Genomic DNA, 22,316 nt, shown 5'->3' with positions numbered 1-22,316 from the left:
GGGTTGAACTCATTTGCCCGACCCGTCGCTTTCCTATAACACCCATTAATAAGGGATTATTGTTGTTTATTAGAAGAGTCAACAAGTTAGTAGAAAAGATATTCATTGACGGAGGTCCTCCCTTCGATTATATTTATGCACTATTACAAAGAAGAGGAGGACAGTCCTTACATTGAAAAAGAAACGACGATGGGCTCAAAAGAGTTTCATATCCTGTTTGGTCCTCATCTTTCTATTCACCAGTTTGACTCCTACCCCTGTATTTGCAGCGGAGCTTGCTCGCAAAGGGTGGAAGGATGCAGGTGCAGTCAGCGGGTTGGTTCAAGGGATTGGGGCAACCGTGGCGGCGACCGGCCAAGGTTTCATGGATGATGTGATCGATTTTTTCACCGATCGGGATGAGGAACAAGCGAAAGAGGAAGCGATCGAGGATCAGACCCTCTACACCAATGAAGAAGCTCCCGTCGGCGATAAAGTGCCGACTCCGGTAAAAGAGAAGGAACTTACCGACGAGCGGGATGCGAATACCAAGGTGTTTAAGCTGAAAGATGGTCGGTTGCAAAAAGAAGTTACCGCCTCCCCCATCCACTATCAAGATGGTCAAGGGAATTGGAAACCGATTGATCCGGATGTCAAAGCTACGGATAGCTCTGGATTTGTCTACGCGAACAAGTCCAATACCTTCCAGACGTTTTTCGGTAAAACCGCCGAGCGGGTCTTGCGCTTTGAGGAAGGCAAACACCAAATCGACTTCGGTGCGGTGGATGGAAAAGATGTTCAACCGGAAGCGAAAGAGAACCGTGTTACCTTTCCGGGATTATGGAGTCATGCTGATCTTCTGTACGATATCGGATCGGACTCGCTAAAAGAGACGATCCGGCTTCAAGAAGCTCCAGATGACCCGACGTATTCTTTTTCCTTGAAGCTGAAGGGCCTTGTGGCGAAAAAACAAGCCGATGGCTCCATCGCTTTCCTTAGTGAAAGCAAAGGGCGCGTCGTCTATACGATGCCGAAGCCGTTTATGATCGACAGCCAGAAGGATGATGAATCACCTCATGGTTACACCACCAGCGAACAAGTCACCCAATCGTTGAAGCAAGACGGGGATCAGGTCACGGTGACCCTCAAAGCGGATCGGGCATGGCTTCATGACGAGGCACGGAAATATCCTGTTCACATCGATCCCACGATTGAGATCGCCCCGACACCCGCCCAAAGCGAAGATACCTACATCGACAGCGGGGACCCCGATGATAACTACAACCATACCTGGCAGATGAAAGTGGGAACCGGACGGGAATCCAAATACCGGGGCTTGGTGAAGTTTGACTTGAGCCACGTACCCGATGGGGTCCGTCTGGCAGAGGCGAATTTGTCGCTGTATTACGACCAAACCCACACGACGAACAACCAGGATGTACCGATCACCGTTCATCGGGTTCAAGAAGCATGGGACCCGGACACCGTCAGCTGGAAAAAGGCCGGTGCCGGTGATAACTGGAAAGACGGAGGTGCCTTTGACGATACCCCGATTACCTATAGGGAGACCGTCGATAACGAGGATGATAACCAAACGGCGGCCAAGGGAAACTGGCCCCTGTCGGACAGCGTCAAAGGGGCTTATAAAGGGACGTACCAACCCAATGGCCAAGGGAAGCTGGGTGCAACCTTCACTTGGGTTCCCCACTTGAAAGAACGCGGGACCTATCAAGTACAGGTGCGCTATACGGCAGCCGATGACCGTGCCACCAACGCACCCTACACGATCTATCACAAGGGCGGGAAAACGGTCAAGAAAGTCAACCAGCAGAAAAACGGCGGCAAGTGGGTAACCCTCGGCTCCTGGGATTTTGATGCCGGTTCTTCCCACAAGATTGTCCTGGACGATGATGCCAACGGGTATGTGATCGCTGACGCTGTCCGGTTTGTCAAAGTCGCCCGGGCCGTCAAGAAAAAGGATACCAATAACGTCTGGCATCAGTTTCCCGTCACCTCGGTCGTTCAGGATTGGTTGGACGGTAGCAAACCGAACGATGGATTTCTGATCAAATCCGAGAGTGATGCCCTGGAACAAGGCGGCCCGATCTATACTGCCAGCCAGCACTATGATGAGACTAACATCCGTCCCAAGCTCACCCTGATCTATGAGAAACCCAGTGTCACCGTGGAAGAGCCGACCACGTTGCACGGGACCGGTGCGGAGTTGAAATGGTCTAAATACAAGGAAGACGACTTTGTCGAATACCAGATTCACCGCAGTAAGGAGCAGCAGTTCCTTCCGGATGAATCCACCTTGATTGCTCCTATCGAGGATCGCTATCAGTCGATGTTTACCGATACAACAGCGGAACCGACCCCGGCAGATTTCCCCACCCGGGTGGGGGATGCCTACTACTATATGGTGGCGGTGAAAACCAAAGATGGAAAGGTGCATCCATCCGGAACCGTCATCGCTCGGCTTCCCAAAGCGGGGATGACCCGGGTGATTCGGGTGGGTGCCGAGGATGATACCACCCTATCGGATGAAAAAACCTCCAGCAATCTGAATCACATCGAAGGCGAGCCCAACCTGATGGTAGGGAACAACAGCGGCACCTACGGCAATACCCGGGCCGTGCTGGATTTTGATTTGACCGGGATTCCCAAAAATGCCAACGTTGTCGATGCAGAAATGCAATTGTGGGCGTGGTACATGTATCAGTCGGATCCCGACGCTCCGATGGGAACCTATCAACTTCATGCCCTCAACAAAAGCTTCACCGAAACCCGTACCAACTGGAAAAGCCCCTGGAGCAAAGACGGCGGCGATTATGATTCCAGCGTTATCGATGAAGAAGCCAGCATTACCAACGATCCTCGCTGGCGCGATTTTGACGTGACCGGCATGGTCGGGGATTGGGTGACGGGCAAGAAAGATGCGAACGGGCTCCTCCTGAAACAAAAGAAGGAAAAAGGTGTGTCCGAGCGGGTGCTGTTTTTGAGCAGTGAAGCCCGGGAACGCTCCCTGCGACCGCGCCTGGAGATTATCTACACCACCCCGACGGCGGACAGTACCTACCATGCACCGGAATTGCCGGGGGACATGGTGAGCGGCGACGAGTATGAGATCGACGTCACCGTCACCAACACCACTGACCGTGTGTGGAAAAAAGGGCAACAGTCCTTGGCCTATCGCTGGGCGGGCCTGGATGCTCCCCAAGGTAAAGAACGGGTGGATCTGCCGGAAGATCTCTCCCCTGGGGAAGTGATCCGTCTCAAAGCGAAAGTTCACGCCCCTCAACTGAAAGGGAAAGGCGCTTATCGCGAGACGCGCTCCTTGGAGTGGGACCTGATCGATCACAACGGGGATTGGCTGTCGAAGAATGCCCATGGGATTCCTGCTCTTTCACAGCCGATCGTGGTTGTGAAGAAAGAGAAAGCGGACCGCCTGGGAGAGGAAGCGGACCAAGGTCTCATCCGTGAAGAGACAGGAGGGGAGACTGAACTCCTCGTCAACTTGTTCGAAGGGAATACCATGTTCGACTATACGCCCTTCGAGAACCCGTCCAAGGGTTTTGATACCGCTCCCCAGATGACCTACAACAGCCGCGACTTCTCCGATTCCTTGATCGGACCCGGCTGGTCCTTTGCCCTAACCAACATGATGCGCCTCGGAACACCTTCGACCAAGGAAGGCGTAAAGTTGGGACTGGATGGCAAGGTGAAGTCCGGAAAAGTGACCATGGTTGACGGGGACGGCACCCAGTACACGTTCCGCTTTGATACAAAAAGCAAGAAATTTAAGAGCCCAAAAGGGACGCATTTGTACCTGAAGCTCCTCTCGATCAAGAACAAAACCCGCCAGTGGCAGATCACCACCAAGGACGGGACCCGGTATTATTTCGACAGGGAAGGCTACATCTCCGAGATGGTGGATCGCAACGGGAGGAAGCAGACCTATACCTACGAGAAGCGGCGGATCGATAACCACAATGTGAAACTGCTTCGCTACCTGACGGATTCCGAGAACCGGCGTACGGTCAAGCTGGAATACTACAGTGGAAAAGATGCCAATCCCCATATCCGTAACCAGTTGAAACGACTCACCGATATCTCGGGACTGAAAGTAGAGTTCGCCTATGATGATGACGGGCGGTTGACCAAGATTACGGAAGGTGCAGGTCTGAAAGAAGAGAAGGTCTATCAACTTTCTTACGAATATAATCTGATCCGAACCATCACCGATCCGAGAGGCCATACCACGCGCGTCTACTATGACGATTACGGTCATATGACCAAGCTGTATAACCGGGAAGACAAATTGACAACGGTGGAATACCGCTCCACGGCAGACAGCGACGAACAGGCGGTCACCATTGTTACGGACCCGGAAGGCCGGAAAACAGCCACCACGTTCAACGATGATGGAAAGCCCGTGGAAGTGGTCAACGCCGAGAACGAGAAGACCACATTTGAATGGGACGACGACCTGAACCTAACCAAGATGACCGAGCCCAACGGAGCCGTCACCACCTGGACCTACGATAAACACGGCAATGTGTTGACGGAGACCGACGCGGAAAACAACGTGCTCAACGATCCGGCAGATCGGAAATCGACAAAAATGGAATACGAATACCGGCTGGAGGGCAACGTCGCCGATCTCGTGAAGGAGACCAGCCCCGAAGGGCGTGTCACCACCTACGACTATGATGAGGAAGGCAACCTCATCTCGTCGACGGAACCGAAGGGAAATGCCACCTCTACTGCCAGGGATTTCACCACGACCTATACCTATGCCAAGGGCGGACTGCTCACCTCGGTCAAGGATGCCAAGGGCAACGTCACCAAATACGGCAACTACGATGCCAATGGCTCCCCCCAAACCATCACCGATGCCGAGGGGAATGTCACAAAAGTCGAGTACGGCAAACGGGGCGAAGTCCTCAAGGTAACCGACGCAGAAGGGCATACGTCTACCTACACCTACGACCATCTGCTGCGTCCCTTGACCAGTAAGGTGCCGAAAGAGGCGGAGAAAGGGAAGTACATTACCATCCCGGCTCCCGTCTACGATGCCAACGACAATGTCTTGGTGGAGACATCGCCCAACCAGGCGAAAGTGACCTACACCTACAACAAAAACGACTGGGTGACCTCTGCTGTATTGCCCCCGGATCAAACCGGCGGCCTCGAGCGGAAAGTGACCTATACTTATGATGATGTCGGAAACCTTCTAAAGGAAACCGAACCGAAAGGGAACCGGACTCCCGAGGAAGCTGATGACTATGCGACGAAATACGTCTATGATCATCTGGACCGTATCCGACACGTCACCAACAGTCAGGGACACAAGGTTTCCTACGAATACGACAACGCTGGCAACCTGACCAAGGTGACGGAACCCAAGGGGAACGAGACGAAGGACCCGGATGATTATACGACCACCTATGCCTATGACAAGAATCATCAGGCGACCCAGGAGACCGATACCAAGGGCAACACTGTCACCTATACCTACGATGCTGATGGCCTCATCACCCAGGTGACCGACGAAGAAGGCCATACCACCAAAGCGGTGTACGATGAAAACGAGAATCTGACGGAGATGCATACGCCCCGCGACAATGGGGTGGTGAATGTCACCCGTTATGTCTACGATGCCGTGGACAATCTGACCCAGACGATTACCCCGCGGGGGGTGGCCACGGAGCAAGCAGGCGACTACACTGAAAAGACGGTGTACGACAAGCTGAACCGGGTCAAGGAAGTCCACTACCCTCGGGATCCGAACAGCGACAATCCCCGATACTCGAAGCAGGACAAGCTCCTATACAGCTACGACAAACTGGGGCGGATCACGAAGATCAGCGCACCGGCTTCCGAAGGGCAGACCGTACGCAATGAGACGGCCATCGATTACTTTGATAACGGCTGGATCAAGCGGACGGCTGATCCCCACAACATCCAGACCACCTACGACTACAACGATCTGGGGCAAACCATCCGCCGCCAGCTGATCGGAGAAGACAGCTCCAAAGACACCCGCACTCAGACCTGGGATTACTACCCCGACGGGAAGCTGAAGGCGGAGACGGATGAAGGCTTTGCTAAGGCCTCCCTGGTCGTGGATAACACGGATCGCCAACACGTCGAGGCGAAAGGCGACTGGAACACCTCCGACAGTGTAGACGGCCACCAAGGGTTTGACTATCTATGGAACCACAGCGGTACGGGGGACGATGTCTTTACCTGGAACCTGGCTGTGCCAGAGGACGGGGACTATGACGTTTACGTCAAGTATCTCTCCCATACCGACCGGGCTACCAATGCCCCCTATACGGTTCAGTACGACGGGGGCACCGATATCCAGAAAGTCAACCAGAAGGAAAACGGCAGCCAGTGGGTAAAGCTGGGCACTTACGGTTTTCGTGCTGGTAAGCGGGGGAAAATCACCCTCTCCGATGATGCCAACGGCACTGTCGTTGCCGATGCGATCCGGCTGGTAAAGCATACCGAGGACAAAAAAGAACGAAAAGCCTTCCGCTACACCTATGATGTCAACGGCAACCTGACTGAGGTGAAGAATCAGAGCACCGGAGCCAAAGTCGATGCCTACCAGATGCACTACGATGGCCTCAACCAAGTGACCCGCCTGGAGAAGATCATCCAAGACCAGGTCAAAGAGACCATCGGGTATACCTACGACGCCAACGGCAACCTGACCGGACGCTCTCACGACGGGAAGCAACAAACCTACACCTACACCGAACGCAACTTATTGAAGATGATTGAAGACAAGAAAAGCGCCGACGATGCGAAGCCGCGGGTCTGGTCCTATGGGTATACGAAACGGGGCGAGCTGGATCATCAGACCCAGCCGAATGGTACCGTAACGAATTTCGCCTATTATCAAGATGGTTTGTTGAAGAAGCAGACCACGCACAAGAAAGACCAGACACTGCTCAACCAACATGAGCTAAAGTACAACAAGAATGGCCACCGGATCGAAGAAGCGCTGGAACTCCTTGATGCCAAGGGCAAGAAGGTCAACAGCCAGATCCAGTACCAATACGATCCCAGAGATCGGCTGGTCTCTATGACCAAGACGGGGGACAACCCGCTCACCGAATCGGTGGAACTGGATGCCAACAGCAACATCGTGCGGCATACACAGAATGGAGCAACCAAGCATTACACCTACGACCGCAACCGAATGCTGACCCAGACCGTCGACGGCAAGACGAAGGACTACACCTACGATTCCTTCGGCCGCCTATCCACGGTCACCGAAGGCGAACGACTGGAAGAGAAAAACCGCTACGACGGTTTCGACCGCCTGCTGGAGCATACGAAGCGGAAAAAAGACGGCACCCTAAGCCGCACTTCCTACACCTATGATGCCTTTGACCGCACCTTAAGTAAGACCGGAAACGTCGGCACCGAGAAGGAAGAGACGACCACCTTCCAATACCTCGGGATGTCCGACGATGTGGTGAGCGAGGAAGTAGCCGGAAAGCTGACCCGCTCTTACACCTACGCCCCCTGGGGCGAGCGTCTCTCCATGACTCACCATGGAAAGGGCGAGACCTCCTACTACGGCTACAACACCCGCGGGGACGTCGAAATGCTGCTCGACGAAAACGGTGGCGTCCGCGGCACCTACGGGTATACGATGTATGGAGAAGACCAGGCCAGTGCCTTTACCGGAGTGGACAAGCCCGGCAGCGAGACGATGTACAACCCATACCGGTATACCGCTAAGCGCTGGGATCCCAATGCGGAAAGCTACGACATGGGCTTTCGTAACTACGATCCGAGCATTGCCCGCTTCGACACCCGGGATGCCTACAGCGATGCCTCCCAAGACCTCGGCCTCGCGATGGATCTGGCCACCGGAAGCCGCTATGCCTTCGCAGGAGGAAATCCGGTCTCGTACAGCGAATTGGATGGGCATAGACCCATCATGGGATCCTTTTACACCACGAATACAGTAAGATCGGCAATAAGATCTGCATTTCGCTCGGTATACAAATCCCCCACTATGGGTTATTGGAAGAGGACCTACAAAAGAGCGAAAAAAAGGGCCAAGAGAAAGGCGTATCAGCGTAGATACAGAAAACGCGCCTACAAGAAGAAGGCTTACAAGAGGCACTCCTACAGGAAACACTCGCACAAAAAACGATCGTATAAGAAAATCAAACGATCCAAGCCCAAGGCAAAACCAAAGCCAAAACCCAAAGCACCCCGGGTGACCTTCAGTGAAGCGGGCCATGCCACACTCGATGTCCTCGGGCTCATCCCTGGTGTTGGCGAATTTGCCGATGGGGCTAATGCAGCGTGGTATTCGGCAGAAGGCGATTATGCCAATGCTAGCTTATCTGCCGCGGCCATGATCCCCTTTGCCGGATGGGGAGCAACGGGTACCAAGCTCGGAATGAAAGCCCTCCCCGGCATGTGCTTTGTCGCCGGAACCAAGGTTATCACCGATGATGGCGAAAAACCGATTGAAGAGATTAAAGTGGGGGACAAAGTCCTCTCCAAAGACGAGAAGACCGGGAAGAAGAGTTACAAAAAGGTAACCCGTCTTTATCGCCGCCACGTCGACACCCTTTACGAAGTCCACGCCGGTGGAGAAAAAATCAAAACCACCGCTGAACACCCCTTCTGGGTGCAGGACAAAGGCTGGGTCAAGGCGAAAGACCTGCAAAAAGGCGACCGCCTCCAAGCTGCCGACGGCAGACAAGTCCGTGTGGATCGGGTTGTACAGAGGAAGACCAAGCCCATCAAGGTGTACAACTTCGAGGTGGAGGACTACCACACGTACTTTGTGTCCGATGCGCAAGTGTGGGTGCATAATAAGTGTGGGAAGCTCCCATCTAGAAAGGCGGCATTTAGACAGGCCAAGAGAGATGCAGGTATTCCGATGTCGCAAGCACCATACAAAGTAGAAAGGCCTGATATGGTAGATAGAAACAATCGGAGAATCCTTGATAAAAACCATAGACCGATTGTGACAAGAGATTATTACTTCCGAAAAAAGGGTGGTGATATAATAATCCAAGATCATGGAGCGGGACATTATTATGGACAAGGAGGTATTGGAGATCAAGGTCCACATTTTAATGTTAGGCCTATTGAGAAACCTAGAAGAGGAAAAGTTGGTGGAACTCTAGCACATTATGAGTGGTAATTGATTTGAATTATTCTATACTATGGAGTGGGGTTGCGTATTTTCACCCGCTCCATAGTATATTATATTGGAGGTAATATTTCATGTGGACCGATTTTATCTATAATCCAAGACCGATATTAAATTTATATCAATATGACATTCCAACATTGAATAAAGTCAAAATAGAACATATAACACTATATGATGGGCATGAATTGATGTTGACAATAAATTTAAATAAACTGCCAAATCCGATCCCTAATAGATGGAGGGAACGGGAGTATAATAAATCGTTAGTGAAGCTTGGTTTTTTTCATATTAATGAGTTTGAATTAAGTGGATGGAACTATGATAGTTTTGTGGAAATTAATTTTTCAAAGGAAAACAAAACAATGTTTATGGAGGTTAATGCGGAAGATTACTTCATCAAATGTTATTTTGACCAACATATTTCTTTGAGGAGAATATTCGGAAGTAAATAAGGGTAGATTTTTTACGTAACTTGGAGGTGTTAAGGATTATGTGGCTTGATTTCGTGAGCAACCCAAAAGAGATAGCTGATATTTATGATGAAGTCCCTGCCTTGTCAGATGTTACTGTAACCATGATGAAAATAACTAAGAATGAGCTTAGCGTCTTTATTGAATTAGATAGTTTTCCAGACCATTACCCCCCTGATCAGAAAGGTAATAATACTTGTAACATAGAATTAGGGTTTAAAAACGTTGATAAAGTCTACTTCTCCGGATGGGAAGTGGATGGTCGCTTTACTTTTAAGTTAAGTAAAGTAAATAGTCGGGTTAAAATGTTTGGACAGTCTGATAGGTGTACAGTAAGCTTGATTTGTGATGAGGTTTCTATTTTGAGTAAAGGGTTTTATATAACTGATAATAATGACTGATAGATATAAAAATGGTTTTAGCGCTAGGTAATCGGAGATTTAATAGAAATAGCAATTGCCCTGCGCCCTATTCTTCTGCAAAGACAAAAAAACGGTAGAAGACCTACACCCGCCTCTACCGCCGCCACGTCAACACCCTCTACGAAGTCCACGCCGGTGGAGAAAAAATCAAAACCACCACCGAGCATCCCTTCTGGGTGCAGGGCAAAGGCTGGGTGAAGGCGAAAGACCTGCAAAAAGGCGACCGCCTCCAAGCTGCCGACGGTAGACAAGTCCGTGTGGATCGGGTTGTACAGAGGAACACAAAGCCCATCAAGGTCTACAACTTCGAGGTCGAGGACTACCACACGTACTTTGTGTCCGATGCCCAGGTGTGGGTGCATAATCGGTGTGGGGGTTATATCCCTAACTCGCCATTAAAGAAACAAAGAGTAAAAAAGCAAGATATACCATTGCCTGATCCGAGAGCAGAAGGACGTCCCCATACAGTTTTAGGTGGGAAGATGGGGAGTGATGGTGTATACTATCGGCAATCAGCGACATTTTCAGGACCATCTTGGCCAAAAGCTAATGGGTACGATGTACCAATAAGCGAGGTGCATTGGCATAATCATAGTACACCTCAATTTCATTCCAACCCCCATCAGCATGTTTTCCGATATAACACAGAACAAAAGTCTTGGCGAAGAGGAGATCAAGAGTCTTTGTATCGATAAGCTTTTTTAACGGATAAGCTCCTATGGGAGCTTATCTTAATAATAAGGAGGAAGTTGCAATGGAGTCATATCTGTATATTTGGATACCCGATATAGAAAAAAACGTTCATTTCGAAGAGGAGTTGGTTTCTTTCGGGGGAGAGGTGTATAGTCAGGAACCAAGGGTCTATAAATGGGGAGGGCACTTTAATTTCTTTGTAAAAAACTTAGAATTATACTTAAAAAAATATAAAAGGACTATTTACCACGAATCTTTGAGTTTTTTACCTCCTAATTATATAGATGAGTGTTGGTTATATATAACAGATTCAGTATTTAAATATGATAAGTATATAAATGTTGGAAATATTTATTCTGATTCATTTTTTTCGAAACACTTGCAAATTGTTTTTCACTCTACAAGCCAAGGGGATTATTATTACAAGGAAAAGCCCCATTTAGAAGAATTCTTGCCCTGCTTTTTGAGCAAATTTGAGAAATGGGTTGTAATTTTTCATGTTGTAGATGGAAACCTCGATCCTTACCAATTCAACGAAACAGATGTCGTTAATAAAATAAGAGAGTATTTTTCTCGGGAAAAAAAAGATGGCTTCGTGGCATGGAAATAACTAAAAGGAATTGCACTTGGCTTCCAGGAATGAAGGATGAGTAGGATTTTAGTGAGACCAAACTGGAATCAGAACCTTATAGGGCTTGGAGTCCGTCCTATGGAAATATTACGGTACTTAGAGGGACCCAAGGATAAATAGGGTTTTTACTGAGCCAATAAAAGAGATGTTAAAATGAAAATGTACCCATGTCCATGTTGTGGTTATTTAACATTATCAGAAAAACCTCCAGGGACATTTGAGATTTGCGAGGTTTGTTTTTGGGAAGATGATTATGTTCAATATCATGATCCTTCCTATGAAGGTGGAGCTAATAAAGTAAGTCTTTCTCGGGCTCGGGATAACTTCAGAAGAATTGGGTCATCTTCCGAGGAATTCGTAAAAATGGTAAGAAAGCCGAACAAGTGTGAGCAAAGAAAATAAAAATTGATCCTATGAAAAGAGGCTGATTCAAAGAAGGAGGTAATGTGTTCTTTGGTCGGCCCTTTTCATTTTTATGGCCATGGTCCCCTAGGGTGGGGAGCTACTGGCTCAAGCTTTTAAAAGCTCTCCTAGGCATGTGCTTTGTCGCCGGAACCAAGGTTATCACCGATGATGGCGAAAAGCCCATTGAAGAGATTAAGGTGGGGGACAAAGTCCTCTCCAAAGACGAGAAGACAGGGAAAAAGAGTTACAAAAAGGTAACCCGCCTCTACCGCCGCCACGTCAACACCCTCTACGAAGTCCACGCCGGTGGAGAGAAGATCCAAACCACCGCCGAGCATCCCTTCTGGGTGCAGGGCAAAGGCTGGGTCAAGGCGAAAGACCTGCAAAAAGGCGACCGCCTCCAAGCCGCCGACGGCAGACAGGTCCGTGTGGACCGGGTTGTACAGAGGAAGACAAAGCCCATCAAGGTGTACAACTTTGAGGTGGAGGACTACCACACGTACTTTGTGTCTGATGCCCAGGTGTGGGTGCATAATAAGTGTGATATTAAATTTGCCTCTAAACCTACTGAACATATGGACAATCCAGGGAGATATGTTCCAGTTCAAATACTAAAAGAAGCAACCAAATCGACAAAAGGATATCCTGATCCTAGAGGGGCTTCAAACGCTTTGATGCACTATACCCCTATGTATAGGAATAGGAAGAAATACAATTTAGAAGTCCTCTTTGATCATAAAGAAAATGAAGTATTACATTTTAAGTATGACCGAAGACCACTAGGACCTTTACCAGCTATAAAGCAAAGGTGAATATATTAAGGCAGCTAAGGTATCAACTTAGCTGCCTTTAATTAAAATGTTTAGCAAGTGAGAAAGGGTGTATAAAATGTTTTTGAAAGATAAGGTTTTATATTTAATTAATTGTTTTATAAAAGGGTACCCGGTGAAGATAAACTGTGAAACATTTTGTGATGAACTGTGTTTTGATTTTGGGTTAAATGACAATGACGGAAGTCTATCAAAATATGAAGAAAAAATAATTTCCGATCTGTATGAGGTAACATCACGTTTTTCTCAATACCAAAGTGATCATGATAAATACCCTGGTGTATATTCGACTGAGAACGAAGTAATAGAAAATGCAAATAAATGCTTAAATAAATTAGTGAGGAACCGATAAAGAGTGTTCTGTCCGTTTGGGAGTTTGAGAAGGAATAAACAGGTGGCTTTTTGCATCTTGTCAAGGGCGCTTACAGTCATTTCCCCATGCCTAGGAGGGTTCTCATGAAAGTACTCATTGTCGGTGGCGGGATTGCGGGGCTGACCTTGGCCGATTGTCTGCTTCAGTCGGGTCATGAGGTCATCTTGGTGGAAAAAGCTCCAAAGCTTCGTACGGAAGGCTATATGATCGATTTCTTTGGTCCGGGGTATGAAGTAGCAGAAAAAATGGGTTTACTGCCCGAGCTGGAGGCGATTCATTATCCGATCCAATCCGTGAAGTTTCTCCATGTTCAAGGGGAGGAAAAGTTATCGATTTCCTACGCGTCTCTTCGCAGTCTGTTTCAAGGTCGGCATTACAACTTTATGAGGGAGAGCTTGGAACGCCTTTTATATCAGCGTGTGAAAGGGAGGATCGATTTCCGTTTTGGAACTACGATTCAATCCCTTGCTCAAGACCCCGATCAGGTGGATGTGACGCTCTCCGATGGTTCTTCCATCACCTGTGATCTGATGGTGGGGGCGGATGGGGTTCATTCTAAGGTGCGTTCGCTGGCTTTCGGAGAAGATCGATCTCCCCTCAACTTTCTGGGTTATTATACGGCTGCGTATGTCCTCGATAAACCGTGGGGGGATTCAAAAGAAGATTCCTTCTACATGCTGACGAGTCCCGGGCGGCAGGTTGGGGTATATCCCATTGATGAAAAAAGACTGGCCACGTTTTTCCTCTATAAAGCCCCCCGATTGGACCAATCGATTACCAGGGAAACCATCAACCGGGAGCTCCAGTCGCACTATGGAGATTTGGGTTGGATTGTCCCCGAGCTATTGACCGCTTGTGAAACAGCTCCCGATCTTTATTTTGACGAGGTTTCACAGGTCCAGATGGCCGAATGGAAACGGGGGAGAGTGGTACTCGTCGGAGATGCGTGCCAAGCGGTGTCGTTGGTCGCAGGACAAGGGGCTTCTATGGCCATGGCAGGGGCTTATATTCTTTCCCGTGAACTTCAGAGGGAACAGAATATTTCGATTGCCTTACAAAACTATGAACGCCTGATGCAGCCTCCCATTACGAAAATCCAAAAATCTGCGAGACGGTTTGCAAGCTGGTTTGTGCCGGAAAATCGCTTGACCCTTTGGATGAGGGAAACAACGATGCAATTGGCTGTAAAACCTTTGTTCAAGCGATTGGTGAATTTAAACCAAGTCAAGTTGCCCCGATAAACAGACCCGAGGCTAAAATAGCCGGCTCCCTGTTGATGGGAGCCGGCTTTTGTTCCGCGGGAGTTCGTCAAGTGAAGTATTCCAGTTTGGCCGCAGGAAAATGTTTCTCCAGGTAACTTTTCAATTCCGTTTGGATCTCCTCCTGCTCTTCATCGGTGTACACGTATTTTCCGATCCCGTAACGCCCCCATTTCCATTTGCGTCGGGACTCGTCCAGCTCCAGCTTCGTCAAGGGGTAGTTTTTTTGGATGACCCGTTTGGCTGGTTTCGTGAAGCGGTGCTGAATGAACTCAAAGGTGAGGTCCTTTTTCGCCGCCTCTGGCAAGGCGGCTTCCAGCTTCTCGAACATGTGGCGATATCCCTCTCTCCAGCCTTCATGCAGGTAGATTGGGGCAACGATGAACCCCAAAGGATACCCGGCTTGGGCAACCTTGGCGGCGGCTTCGATGCGGTCTGTCAAGGGAGAGGTGCCCGGTTCCATGTATTTAATAACGTAATCGGCGTTAACGCTAAAGCGAAAACGGGTTCTGCCGCGGTGCTGTGCATCGAGGAGATGATCCACATGGGCGAATTTGGTCACGAAGCGGAGCCGTCCGTACTCCGACTTACCGAAGTACTCGATCGTTTGCTTCAACGAATGGGTGAGGTGATCCACCCCGACGACGTCCGACGTACAGGAGGCTTCGAAGCGGGTGGTTTCGGGGGCCCGCTCCTGCATATAGGTTTCGGCTGCATCAAGGATTTCTTCGATGTTGACGTAGGTACGGATGTAGGGCTTACTTCCCATCGTGGTCTGTAAATAGCAATAGTGGCAGTGTCCCATGCATCCCGTCACGAGTGGGATCGCATACTCCGCGGAGGGCTTGGACGTATCGAATTTGAGGGTTTTCCGAATCCCTACGACCAGGGTAGACTTTGCAACCCGGTATCTCTGGAAGTCGTTTTCACCGGGCAAGTTTCGCACTTGGTTATGGGAGGTGGTTTCTCGGATTTCGATCCCCATATCGGTAAATTTCTTTTTTAACTGCCGACCGAGGGGATATTCAAGTGCCCGGGGTTCTATGTAAACGAGTTGCGGTACAAACGGCTTAACCATGCAACTCCCCTTCCTCGGAAGTGCCAAAGTAATACTGGTATGCCCGTTCGGCTTCTTCTTCCGTGCGGTAAATGGCGATTTCATCATTCAAGGGGTAATGGGTTTCGTATACGAACAGGTTTAATTCATCGGGTTGTTCCGGATTACGGACCACGGCGGCTTCCTGGATAGAGGCCACATCTTGAGCGTGAGGATTCCGCATCATGACGTAGACGATGTCTCCGGCCTGGATCGGTGAGTGGTCCGACTCGTGAATGTCCATCCTATCACCTTTTCTCTCGGTTTTTGGTTCCCTTATGCTTCCACAAACTGAGAGAAGATATTTCCTCTATATAGCAAGGGGATTTCTGACAAAAGAAATCCTCTAAATCCAACGAAACTAATATGGAGTAGACGGGTGAATCGACTCGGTAAACAATTGGGGGTTACCGAACATCCGGTTAATCCAGAACTTCGCCGGTAAGTGGGAGAGGTTCATTTGACAGGAATTCTATATTGAAAAACCGTAAATCAGGTGGCATGCTGTTAATAACAGCCACCTCGGGAGGTGAGTCGGATGAAAAACTACTTTTGGATCATGCTCACGGTGCTCATTGTTCTTATCACATCACCGTTTTACCTTGGGGGGAATCCCATCGATCTGGTAAAGGATCAAGTAGAGAGAATCATCGCTGATGAATATTATGTGCTTATTGATAGGGATGGTAAAAAGGTTAAGGGCATTGAAACCCCTGAGGATAAAGAGGTTTGGAATCGAGAATACACCCTTAAAGCTTATGATGAAGAGGGGAAAGAGAAAGAAGTCAATTTCTATGGTTATAAAAACCTAAGAAAAGGGGCTTATTTGAGGTTAAGCATTATTTCAGGTGATGTACAGCGATATGAAGAGGTAAAGGAAAATCAGGTCCCCTTGGAGGCGACAGAAAAATTAAAAACCTTAACTTCCAAGGAATAAAACAACCCCCGGTGCTTAGTACCGGGGGTTGTTGCGTCTAAGGGGGATCATTCGGTCTAGGGTGAGTGGACTTTTTCAGTATATAAGCGGCCACAATCCGGTTGAACCCGGTGATTTATTTGAATTTACCTAACTCTTCTTTTACCCAGTTCTCCTGTCTTGTTATAATCAAAGGGTAAGGACCTTAACCTTGGAAGGTGTGATCGCATGTTTGGGAAAGTCGCAGCGGATGTGTTGGGGTTAAGTGATGTGGGAGCTGTCATCCAACCGGAAGACTACGATAAAGTGGACTCCGATGATTACGTGCTCCATGAAGACAACGAGAAAATCTTCTTCCTGATCAAATCCAAATCAGATGAGTACTGCTTTACCAACAAAGCCCTCCTCCATCTGGATGGGACCAGCGCCGCCAGCAAGAAGCGAACGCTCCGTCGCTATGAATACAGTACATACAATATCTCAGCCGTGACTCTGGAAACAGCGGGAACAGTGGATCTAGATGTGGAAATTAAGTTTACGATGGGTTCCGTGCCGTTCTCTCTCGATGTGAATAAAAAGCATCTGGATGAATTGAAGGATCTATATAAAGCCTTAATCAAAATCGCGGAGATTTCTCGTGAGAACGCTTTTTCCATGGAATTTGCGAAACAGAGTCTGGAGCTGGCCTCTACCACGATCGGCCAACACGCCAGAACCGAGGGAAATCTGGCCGAACAGTTTAAAGAAGTGAACCAAGCCGCATTTTCCTGGCTTGCCGATACCCATAAACAATATGTTGTCAAGGATTATGGGTTTGTTTTTGAACGTTTTATCAACAACTGATCCAAAGGGATCAACCGTACCCACCCGTTTTGGCAGGGGTCTTGACCACCTTGCGTCAAGATAAATCCAACAACCCCCGGTGCTAAAAAGAACCGGGGGTTAATTGCGTCTGTAGAGCAAGTCCCAGGATCACCGGCATGACCTTCCCACCGGTTTCTGGTTCGACCCTTTATCCGAAATGGTACAGTGGCCTCATATTGGTCTGCTCTTATCGGGGAACCTCTGGATATTCGCCCGAATTTATATAGACAACCATCTCGAACGTACACAGCCAAATATTCTAGAGGGAAACCAAAACGAAGGATGGAGGGACAGCGATGTATTATGGTCCGTATTCACTTTCCAGTCCACCCTACTCGCCCTATTTACCTTTTGGTCCTGCATATGTAACGCAACGGATGGTTTGCACTTGGGAATGCATAGCGCCGGGTTATTGTGCACCCATATGTCGATACTATGACCTTCCCATGTAGGTCCAGAAGCCATCCCAAGGATATAGGATGGTTTTTTCATAGTGACATCAAGAAAGACCCGAGCTATACCGCTTCCATGTGGGAAGGATAAGGGGTGGTTTTTATTTTGGGAGTGTGAGAATGCGCGTTCCTGTGTCTATTCAAAGGGATGCATGATCGCTAATGGTTGTTGCGTCCAATCATTATTGTCACAGGGGCAGATGATTATATCAGGGGGGACCTCTCTTACATATAAATGATAGAAAAGGAGGGTGAGGTCAATGGCCGTCAAAACTCGCAAAATCAGAAAGTCTAATTTCGGCAGCGCCCCTCGAGCAATCAATGTTCCTCCCGGGGATTCATTCAGTCTCGCATGTGATTTCTTCAAGATACAGGTGGCCAAAATCCGACTGAGACCCGGTGATTTTGTGAAGGTCACCTGTCAGGGAAGAAGTGTCGTGGTATTCAACTCGTTCTTCCGTTTCAACCGAGGCACCATCAATCTTCGTCGAGGGGAGTTTATCAACTTCTTCGGAAGCTTCTTCTAGAGTGTACTCCGTTAAATAACCAGAGCATTTTTGTACAGGTCATGGTGTCCATGGCCGGTTTTTTATATTGGTACTGAGAAGGGCTTTAGGATAAGTCCAATGGGTAATATTCTTCCAACGTGAACTCATGAAGAAAAAACGTTCAGAGCCTATGTTTAAAAAGTAAGGGGTGAATCATCCCACATTCGTTGGGATGATTTTTTCTACTTAAAGGGAATGGGAGAAGCCTTCGCGACACGGGCCTCCCTGAGATCGACTTTCCAGAGCCGGTAAAAACCGCCCGTAAGTCGAGGGCTGTCACTGGCCTTTGGCGGATCGAGAAGTCCCCCTAGCTACTACCGTTACCGGGGGGATGTTTTAGCCAAATCGATGATTACAATTCTGCTTTAACCAATTTGAGAATAAGGTGTTCATTTCTTCCTCGTCAATGTCTGCTTTTTGCACTGTCATAATTTTATAACCATACTCATCCCATTTGTCTTCATCCTTTATATAGATAGGGACCTTAAGGCCATACTCCTCAAAGTTAAAATATACGTCCCAATAATTGTCTTTAGTCCTTTGGAATGCTGTAGCTTCTATAGTAGGTAGGTTTTCTTGGTAATAACCAATATGCCAATGGTGTGTATCCAAGTAGTCGGGGATCATTTTAGTCACCTCGTGTAAAAGTGGTTCTACTAGAACAAACGATGTTCTTTGAGATGGGGTGGTCGAATGGGAACTTCATCTTATTTTAGGGCTTGTCTGAAATAAGTTTCAGTTCTGGTATATAGAAAAGGTAAAAACCGCCGTAAGGCGGATAACTGTCACCGGTTGGCAGGGGAAGTTGCGGGAATGAGCTCCATAGGATTAATAACAAGAGGGAGCGACAGGACCATTGGTACCTGTATAGAGGAAAGCGTCACTCATCCATTGTCCGTTGGCTAATTGATTCCACAGATTTGTGCTGCCCCAACGTCCAGTAAAGGAGGAACCCCTGCCAGTACAAGAAACGTTGACAATCGCTCCATCATCAACGGAGCCAATGATCGGGTAACCCCTCCCTGGCCCCGAGCGGAGATTGACGGTTCCACCCCCATTGGCATCAACAATGCCTTGATTGGTGGCAAGTTTTCCGTAATTATATAAGGAACGGTCAGGATATCTTACCGTGCTGCCATGCATGGCATACCCATCGTAGGCTGATCCCTCAAAGAATACCCAGCCTCCGATTTCTTTCCCATCCAATGCGACACGATTCCCGCTAGAAAGCAAGGAGAAATGGACATGTCGCCCACTGGCAAATCCCCCGCAAGAGACATCGGTCCCCGTATATCCCAAGAAGGATCCTTCTGTGATAAAACTCTCATCGGTTGGGGTGATATTATTCCACAGGTGGTAGTAATCCGTTGCATAACCATTGTCATGATATACTCGAATCCAACCTCTATTATTAGAACACATCGTAAAAGCATTTCCATCCCGTGCGGCTAAGACCCTCTGATCCCCGCCATATAAGTCGATCGAGCTATAGGGTCGATTATTTCCTGACCAACCGTGGGGACCGCCAGACATAATCCATGATTGACCCACTGTATAGGGCAAACGAAGTTCTGTTCGCGCGCTGAGTGTAATCTGATCCTTTCCCAATAAGGAGAAGGTCTCTTTTTCATTCTCCTTTACAATAGTGGTGGGTGCTTTTTGAGCGAGGTCAACAAATAAGGAGGTCCCTTCTAAACCCACTTCCCAATCTTGATCATTCTTTCTAGCGATAAAGAGCCACCCCTCTGGGTATGCTCCCTTTACGTTTGGTGCCAGGATCACGGCTGTCCCCAAGGCCCACTTTTCATCTTTAGTCATACGCTTTACATGAAGTTGAGCTCTTTTCCTAATCGTGGCCTCACTTTTGGTTACATCTTTCTGCTTGATTAGGGTGTTCACAACCGCTTGTTCAATGAGACTGTTTGGTGAATTTTCCTGTGGCGATTGAGGTTGGTCATCCCTTGTCAAAAAGACTACCATGATAAAGAACAGCGACAGAATGCCAGGGATTAAGAATCGTCGTGCACTCCATGATCTCATAATTTCTCCACTCCATATACTTAATATTCTGATAGTATATGAAGGTTAGAGGGTAAGGGTTAATCATTGAATGCGTGAGAGGTCGAGTTGTAGGTAATCATCGAGAAAGCGATCTGGGTAATTATCAAACAGAAAACGATTCGGAAATTATGAGACGATAGTCTTAACAAATCTACTGCTTTTTACTGAAGTATAAAAGGCCCTCCTACTACAATGAAGAAAAACAAGGAAGGTAAATGCGAAGAGAAACCTTGGTATGGTGGAGGTGTGTGAACGGATGCAGTTATTTCATTATCATTTTTGGACGGACAAAGTGGAAAGCATGGAACAGTTTTATCGGTCGCACGGCTTTCGGATAGCCTTGCGCATGGGTAAGGAAGACGGTGAAATGTATAGGTACAACCCTCCGCTGGAATGGGATGATTTTCGCCATCGCCCCATTCAATTTCGCATCATTGAGGTAATCCGGGGGCAGGTGAATGTGACCTTCGGGGCGGGAACGCGGGACCGGTTTGATCATTTGGGACTGTTGGTAGATGGGAAAGAGCTTGATCATATCCTAATACGAGCACAGCAGACGGGTATGAGGGTTAACAAATCCGAAGCCCGAACGTTTGTACAAACACCTTGGGGGATCCGCATTGAATTGCAACAACGTAGGGATGTCGTGGATGATGAGCGGGAAGGGGTCATCAAGGAAGCGGTGCTACGATTACCGTTCTCCACCGATCCCCGCATGTTGGAAGAATGGTTCGAGGCCGAAGTGCTTGAAGAAACGAAGGGAGGGATAACCATTCACCGAGACGGTTGGTGCCTGCGCATCACGGAAGGGGATAAACCCCGGTTGGACACCGTTTACTTAAAATCGGTTGATCCATTCGAAGCAGTAGATCCATTGGGTGTTCGGTTGATAGGGATGGGGAGATAGGTTTATTTTATATTGGAGTTTTGCCCCTAATGGCAGATTTGTTGGTACTACCCCAGCCGCAGATTTGAACCGAAAAAAATTAATTTTAAAGGAGGTGTTTGTAAATGGGAGTAGAAATGATGGGATATCAAGTTTTTGAATCGTTACTATCTCAATGCAGAGCACCTCGGTTAGAGGATTGAAAGTGCTCACCAAGGGGTGCCAATAGCCCTCATGCAAGAATCTTACACCTCGGTTAGAGGATTGAAACAAGAGAATTAAAACGAGCTGTTTAAACATACCATCCCACGTCCGTTGGGGTGATGGGCCACCTTATGATCGATCTTCCAGCTCCCGGTTAAGGACACTCATAAGCTGGAGAATAGCTCTTGTCATCGGATAAGATCTAGACAATCCCGTATGCTAACAGGATGCTACTCAAAGGGCCAATTATTTTTTCTTGTCGAGGCGTTTAGCGTACGAATTTTATCGAAATGAATCCTTCATTCTTATGTGTAATTTACTTACTCGTTCTCCTTTAACAAACCTGCGCCAGAAGTCTCCCACTTCTACAAGCGGTGAGATGAATGGCGCGTCAGACGAGGGAGGGTGCTTTTTACCCCTCTCGCTAGTCTGACCACTTAGTAGAATCATGGTTGCCTTTATGATTCACCGGATCTATCATCAGTATTAGGTGATGAAATGGTTGATATAAATAGGAAATTGGATAGCAACAACCATTCAGTATTCATAATGTACTGCCACTTAGTCCTCGTGATCAAATATCGAAAGAAAGTACTGGATGATCCTATCTCTCGTCGTGCAAAGGAAATCTTTGAGTACATCGCATCCAAATACAATATCACGCTATAAGAATGGAATCACGAGCAAGATCATGTCCATATCTTGTTCAAAGGACATCCAAATTCGGAATTATCCCGGTTTATCAATGCTTACAAAAGGGCTTCTTCCCGCTTGTTGAAAAAGGAGTTTCCAGACATCCGGAAAAAGCGATGGAAAGAATCTTTTTGGTCGAGAAGCTTCTGCTTACAACAGGCGGGGCTCCAATAGACATCATCAAAAAATACATCCAATCACAAGGACAGAAAGCGAGGTGAAACGATGCTTCGAGCGAAGAAAGTACATTTTGTTGCCTCCCTATCCGATGTGAATCGCCTCTTTGCCTGTAACCGTGAATCCGCTCTTGTTTGGAACGAATGTCTGCA

Annotated in this window: 17 protein-coding genes and 1 pseudogene; 13 read left to right on the top strand and 5 right to left on the bottom strand. The window is 48.1% G+C overall.

From position 1 onward, the window contains the following. The first annotated feature begins 172 nt into the window (after positions 1–172). The 3 genes from ACFOUO_RS02330 to ACFOUO_RS02320 all read left to right on the top strand — a co-directional run bounded on the left by ACFOUO_RS02330 (position 173) and on the right by ACFOUO_RS02320 (position 10,055). A complete protein-coding gene (locus ACFOUO_RS02330) occupies positions 173–9,172 on the top strand; it encodes a golvesin C-terminal-like domain-containing protein (protein ID WP_380701767.1) in 9,000 nt (2,999 codons plus the stop codon). Positions 9,173–9,255: 83 nt separating this feature from the next. Continuing rightward, the gene (locus ACFOUO_RS02325; RefSeq protein WP_380701765.1) at positions 9,256–9,636 is read left to right on the top strand and encodes an Imm50 family immunity protein; all 381 of its coding nucleotides are present in this window, start codon (positions 9,256–9,258) and stop codon (positions 9,634–9,636) included. Positions 9,637–9,674: 38 nt separating this feature from the next. Further along, positions 9,675–10,055 carry an Imm50 family immunity protein gene (locus ACFOUO_RS02320; RefSeq protein WP_380701763.1) on the top strand — a complete coding sequence of 127 codons (381 nt, stop codon included), beginning with the start codon at positions 9,675–9,677 and terminating at the stop codon, positions 10,053–10,055. A gap of 23 nt (positions 10,056–10,078) precedes the next feature. On the opposite strand, the gene ACFOUO_RS02315 is transcribed toward ACFOUO_RS02320, so the two are convergent. After that, the gene (locus tag ACFOUO_RS02315) at positions 10,079–10,291 is read right to left on the bottom strand and encodes a hypothetical protein (protein WP_380703291.1); all 213 of its coding nucleotides are present in this window, start codon (positions 10,289–10,291) and stop codon (positions 10,079–10,081) included. Between ACFOUO_RS02315 and ACFOUO_RS02310 the strand changes: the two genes are divergently transcribed. The 5 genes from ACFOUO_RS02310 (at position 10,253) to ACFOUO_RS02290 (ending at position 14,249) form a co-directional block, all read left to right on the top strand. After that, positions 10,253–10,771: a polymorphic toxin-type HINT domain-containing protein gene (locus tag ACFOUO_RS02310; protein WP_380701761.1), complete on the top strand. Its 519-nt coding sequence runs from the start codon at positions 10,253–10,255 to the stop codon at positions 10,769–10,771. The genes ACFOUO_RS02315 and ACFOUO_RS02310 overlap by 39 nt on opposite strands. Before the next feature lie 59 nt (positions 10,772–10,830). Further along, positions 10,831–11,379: a hypothetical protein gene (locus ACFOUO_RS02305; protein ID WP_380701759.1), complete on the top strand. Its 549-nt coding sequence runs from the start codon at positions 10,831–10,833 to the stop codon at positions 11,377–11,379. A 174-nt stretch (positions 11,380–11,553) separates the two neighbouring features. After that, positions 11,554–11,802, top strand: coding sequence for a CPCC family cysteine-rich protein (locus tag ACFOUO_RS02300; protein WP_380701757.1), 249 nt, complete (start codon positions 11,554–11,556; stop codon positions 11,800–11,802). 44 nt (positions 11,803–11,846) lie between these two features. Further along, entirely contained in the window at positions 11,847–12,617 is a 771-nt protein-coding gene (locus tag ACFOUO_RS02295; protein ID WP_380701755.1) for a polymorphic toxin-type HINT domain-containing protein, read from the top strand. A gap of 474 nt (positions 12,618–13,091) precedes the next feature. Beyond that, complete coding sequence (locus tag ACFOUO_RS02290; protein WP_380701753.1) at positions 13,092–14,249, top strand: FAD-dependent monooxygenase; 1,158 nt, start codon at positions 13,092–13,094, stop codon at positions 14,247–14,249. A 67-nt stretch (positions 14,250–14,316) separates the two neighbouring features. Here the strand turns inward: ACFOUO_RS02290 and splB are convergent, their stop codons facing one another. Both splB and ACFOUO_RS02280 read right to left on the bottom strand, forming a co-directional pair. Then, positions 14,317–15,345, bottom strand: coding sequence for a spore photoproduct lyase (gene splB, locus ACFOUO_RS02285; RefSeq protein ID WP_380701751.1), 1,029 nt, complete (start codon positions 15,343–15,345; stop codon positions 14,317–14,319). Then, on the bottom strand, positions 15,338–15,607 hold the full coding sequence (locus tag ACFOUO_RS02280; protein ID WP_380701749.1) for a transcriptional regulator SplA domain-containing protein: 270 nt from the start codon (positions 15,605–15,607) through the stop codon (positions 15,338–15,340). Before ACFOUO_RS02280 ends, splB begins: the two co-directional genes overlap by 8 nt. Positions 15,608–15,901: 294 nt before the next feature. Here ACFOUO_RS02280 and ACFOUO_RS02275 point away from each other — a divergent pair, with 294 nt between their 5' ends. From ACFOUO_RS02275 to ACFOUO_RS02265, 3 genes are all read left to right on the top strand, one after another. Beyond that, the gene (locus ACFOUO_RS02275; protein ID WP_380701747.1) at positions 15,902–16,300 is read left to right on the top strand and encodes a YxeA family protein; all 399 of its coding nucleotides are present in this window, start codon (positions 15,902–15,904) and stop codon (positions 16,298–16,300) included. Between the two features lie 207 nt (positions 16,301–16,507). Further along, complete coding sequence (locus ACFOUO_RS02270; protein WP_380701745.1) at positions 16,508–17,122, top strand: PH domain-containing protein; 615 nt, start codon at positions 16,508–16,510, stop codon at positions 17,120–17,122. A 733-nt stretch (positions 17,123–17,855) separates the two neighbouring features. Continuing rightward, positions 17,856–18,122: a hypothetical protein gene (locus tag ACFOUO_RS02265; RefSeq protein ID WP_380701742.1), complete on the top strand. Its 267-nt coding sequence runs from the start codon at positions 17,856–17,858 to the stop codon at positions 18,120–18,122. A 357-nt stretch (positions 18,123–18,479) separates the two neighbouring features. On the opposite strand, the gene ACFOUO_RS02260 is transcribed toward ACFOUO_RS02265, so the two are convergent. Further along, complete coding sequence (locus ACFOUO_RS02260; RefSeq protein ID WP_380701740.1) at positions 18,480–18,770, bottom strand: DUF3986 family protein; 291 nt, start codon at positions 18,768–18,770, stop codon at positions 18,480–18,482. 201 nt (positions 18,771–18,971) lie between these two features. Beyond that, on the bottom strand, positions 18,972–20,183 hold the full coding sequence (locus ACFOUO_RS02255; protein WP_380701738.1) for a peptidase M23: 1,212 nt from the start codon (positions 20,181–20,183) through the stop codon (positions 18,972–18,974). A 277-nt stretch (positions 20,184–20,460) separates the two neighbouring features. On the opposite strand from ACFOUO_RS02255, the gene ACFOUO_RS02250 reads away from it, so the two are divergent. Continuing rightward, the gene (locus ACFOUO_RS02250; protein WP_380701736.1) at positions 20,461–21,111 is read left to right on the top strand and encodes a hypothetical protein; all 651 of its coding nucleotides are present in this window, start codon (positions 20,461–20,463) and stop codon (positions 21,109–21,111) included. A 681-nt stretch (positions 21,112–21,792) separates the two neighbouring features. After that, positions 21,793–22,208: pseudogene (gene tnpA / locus ACFOUO_RS02245) on the top strand (IS200/IS605 family transposase). Positions 22,209–22,316: the final 108 nt, after the last annotated feature.

The sequence above is a fragment of the Salinithrix halophila genome (assembly GCF_042650125.1).
GTDB classification, from domain to species: Bacteria; Bacillota; Bacilli; order Thermoactinomycetales; family DSM-45169; genus Salinithrix; species Salinithrix halophila.
The sequence above is the reverse complement of the archived record's forward strand: the minus strand, read 5'-3'. Positions and strand labels throughout refer to the sequence as shown.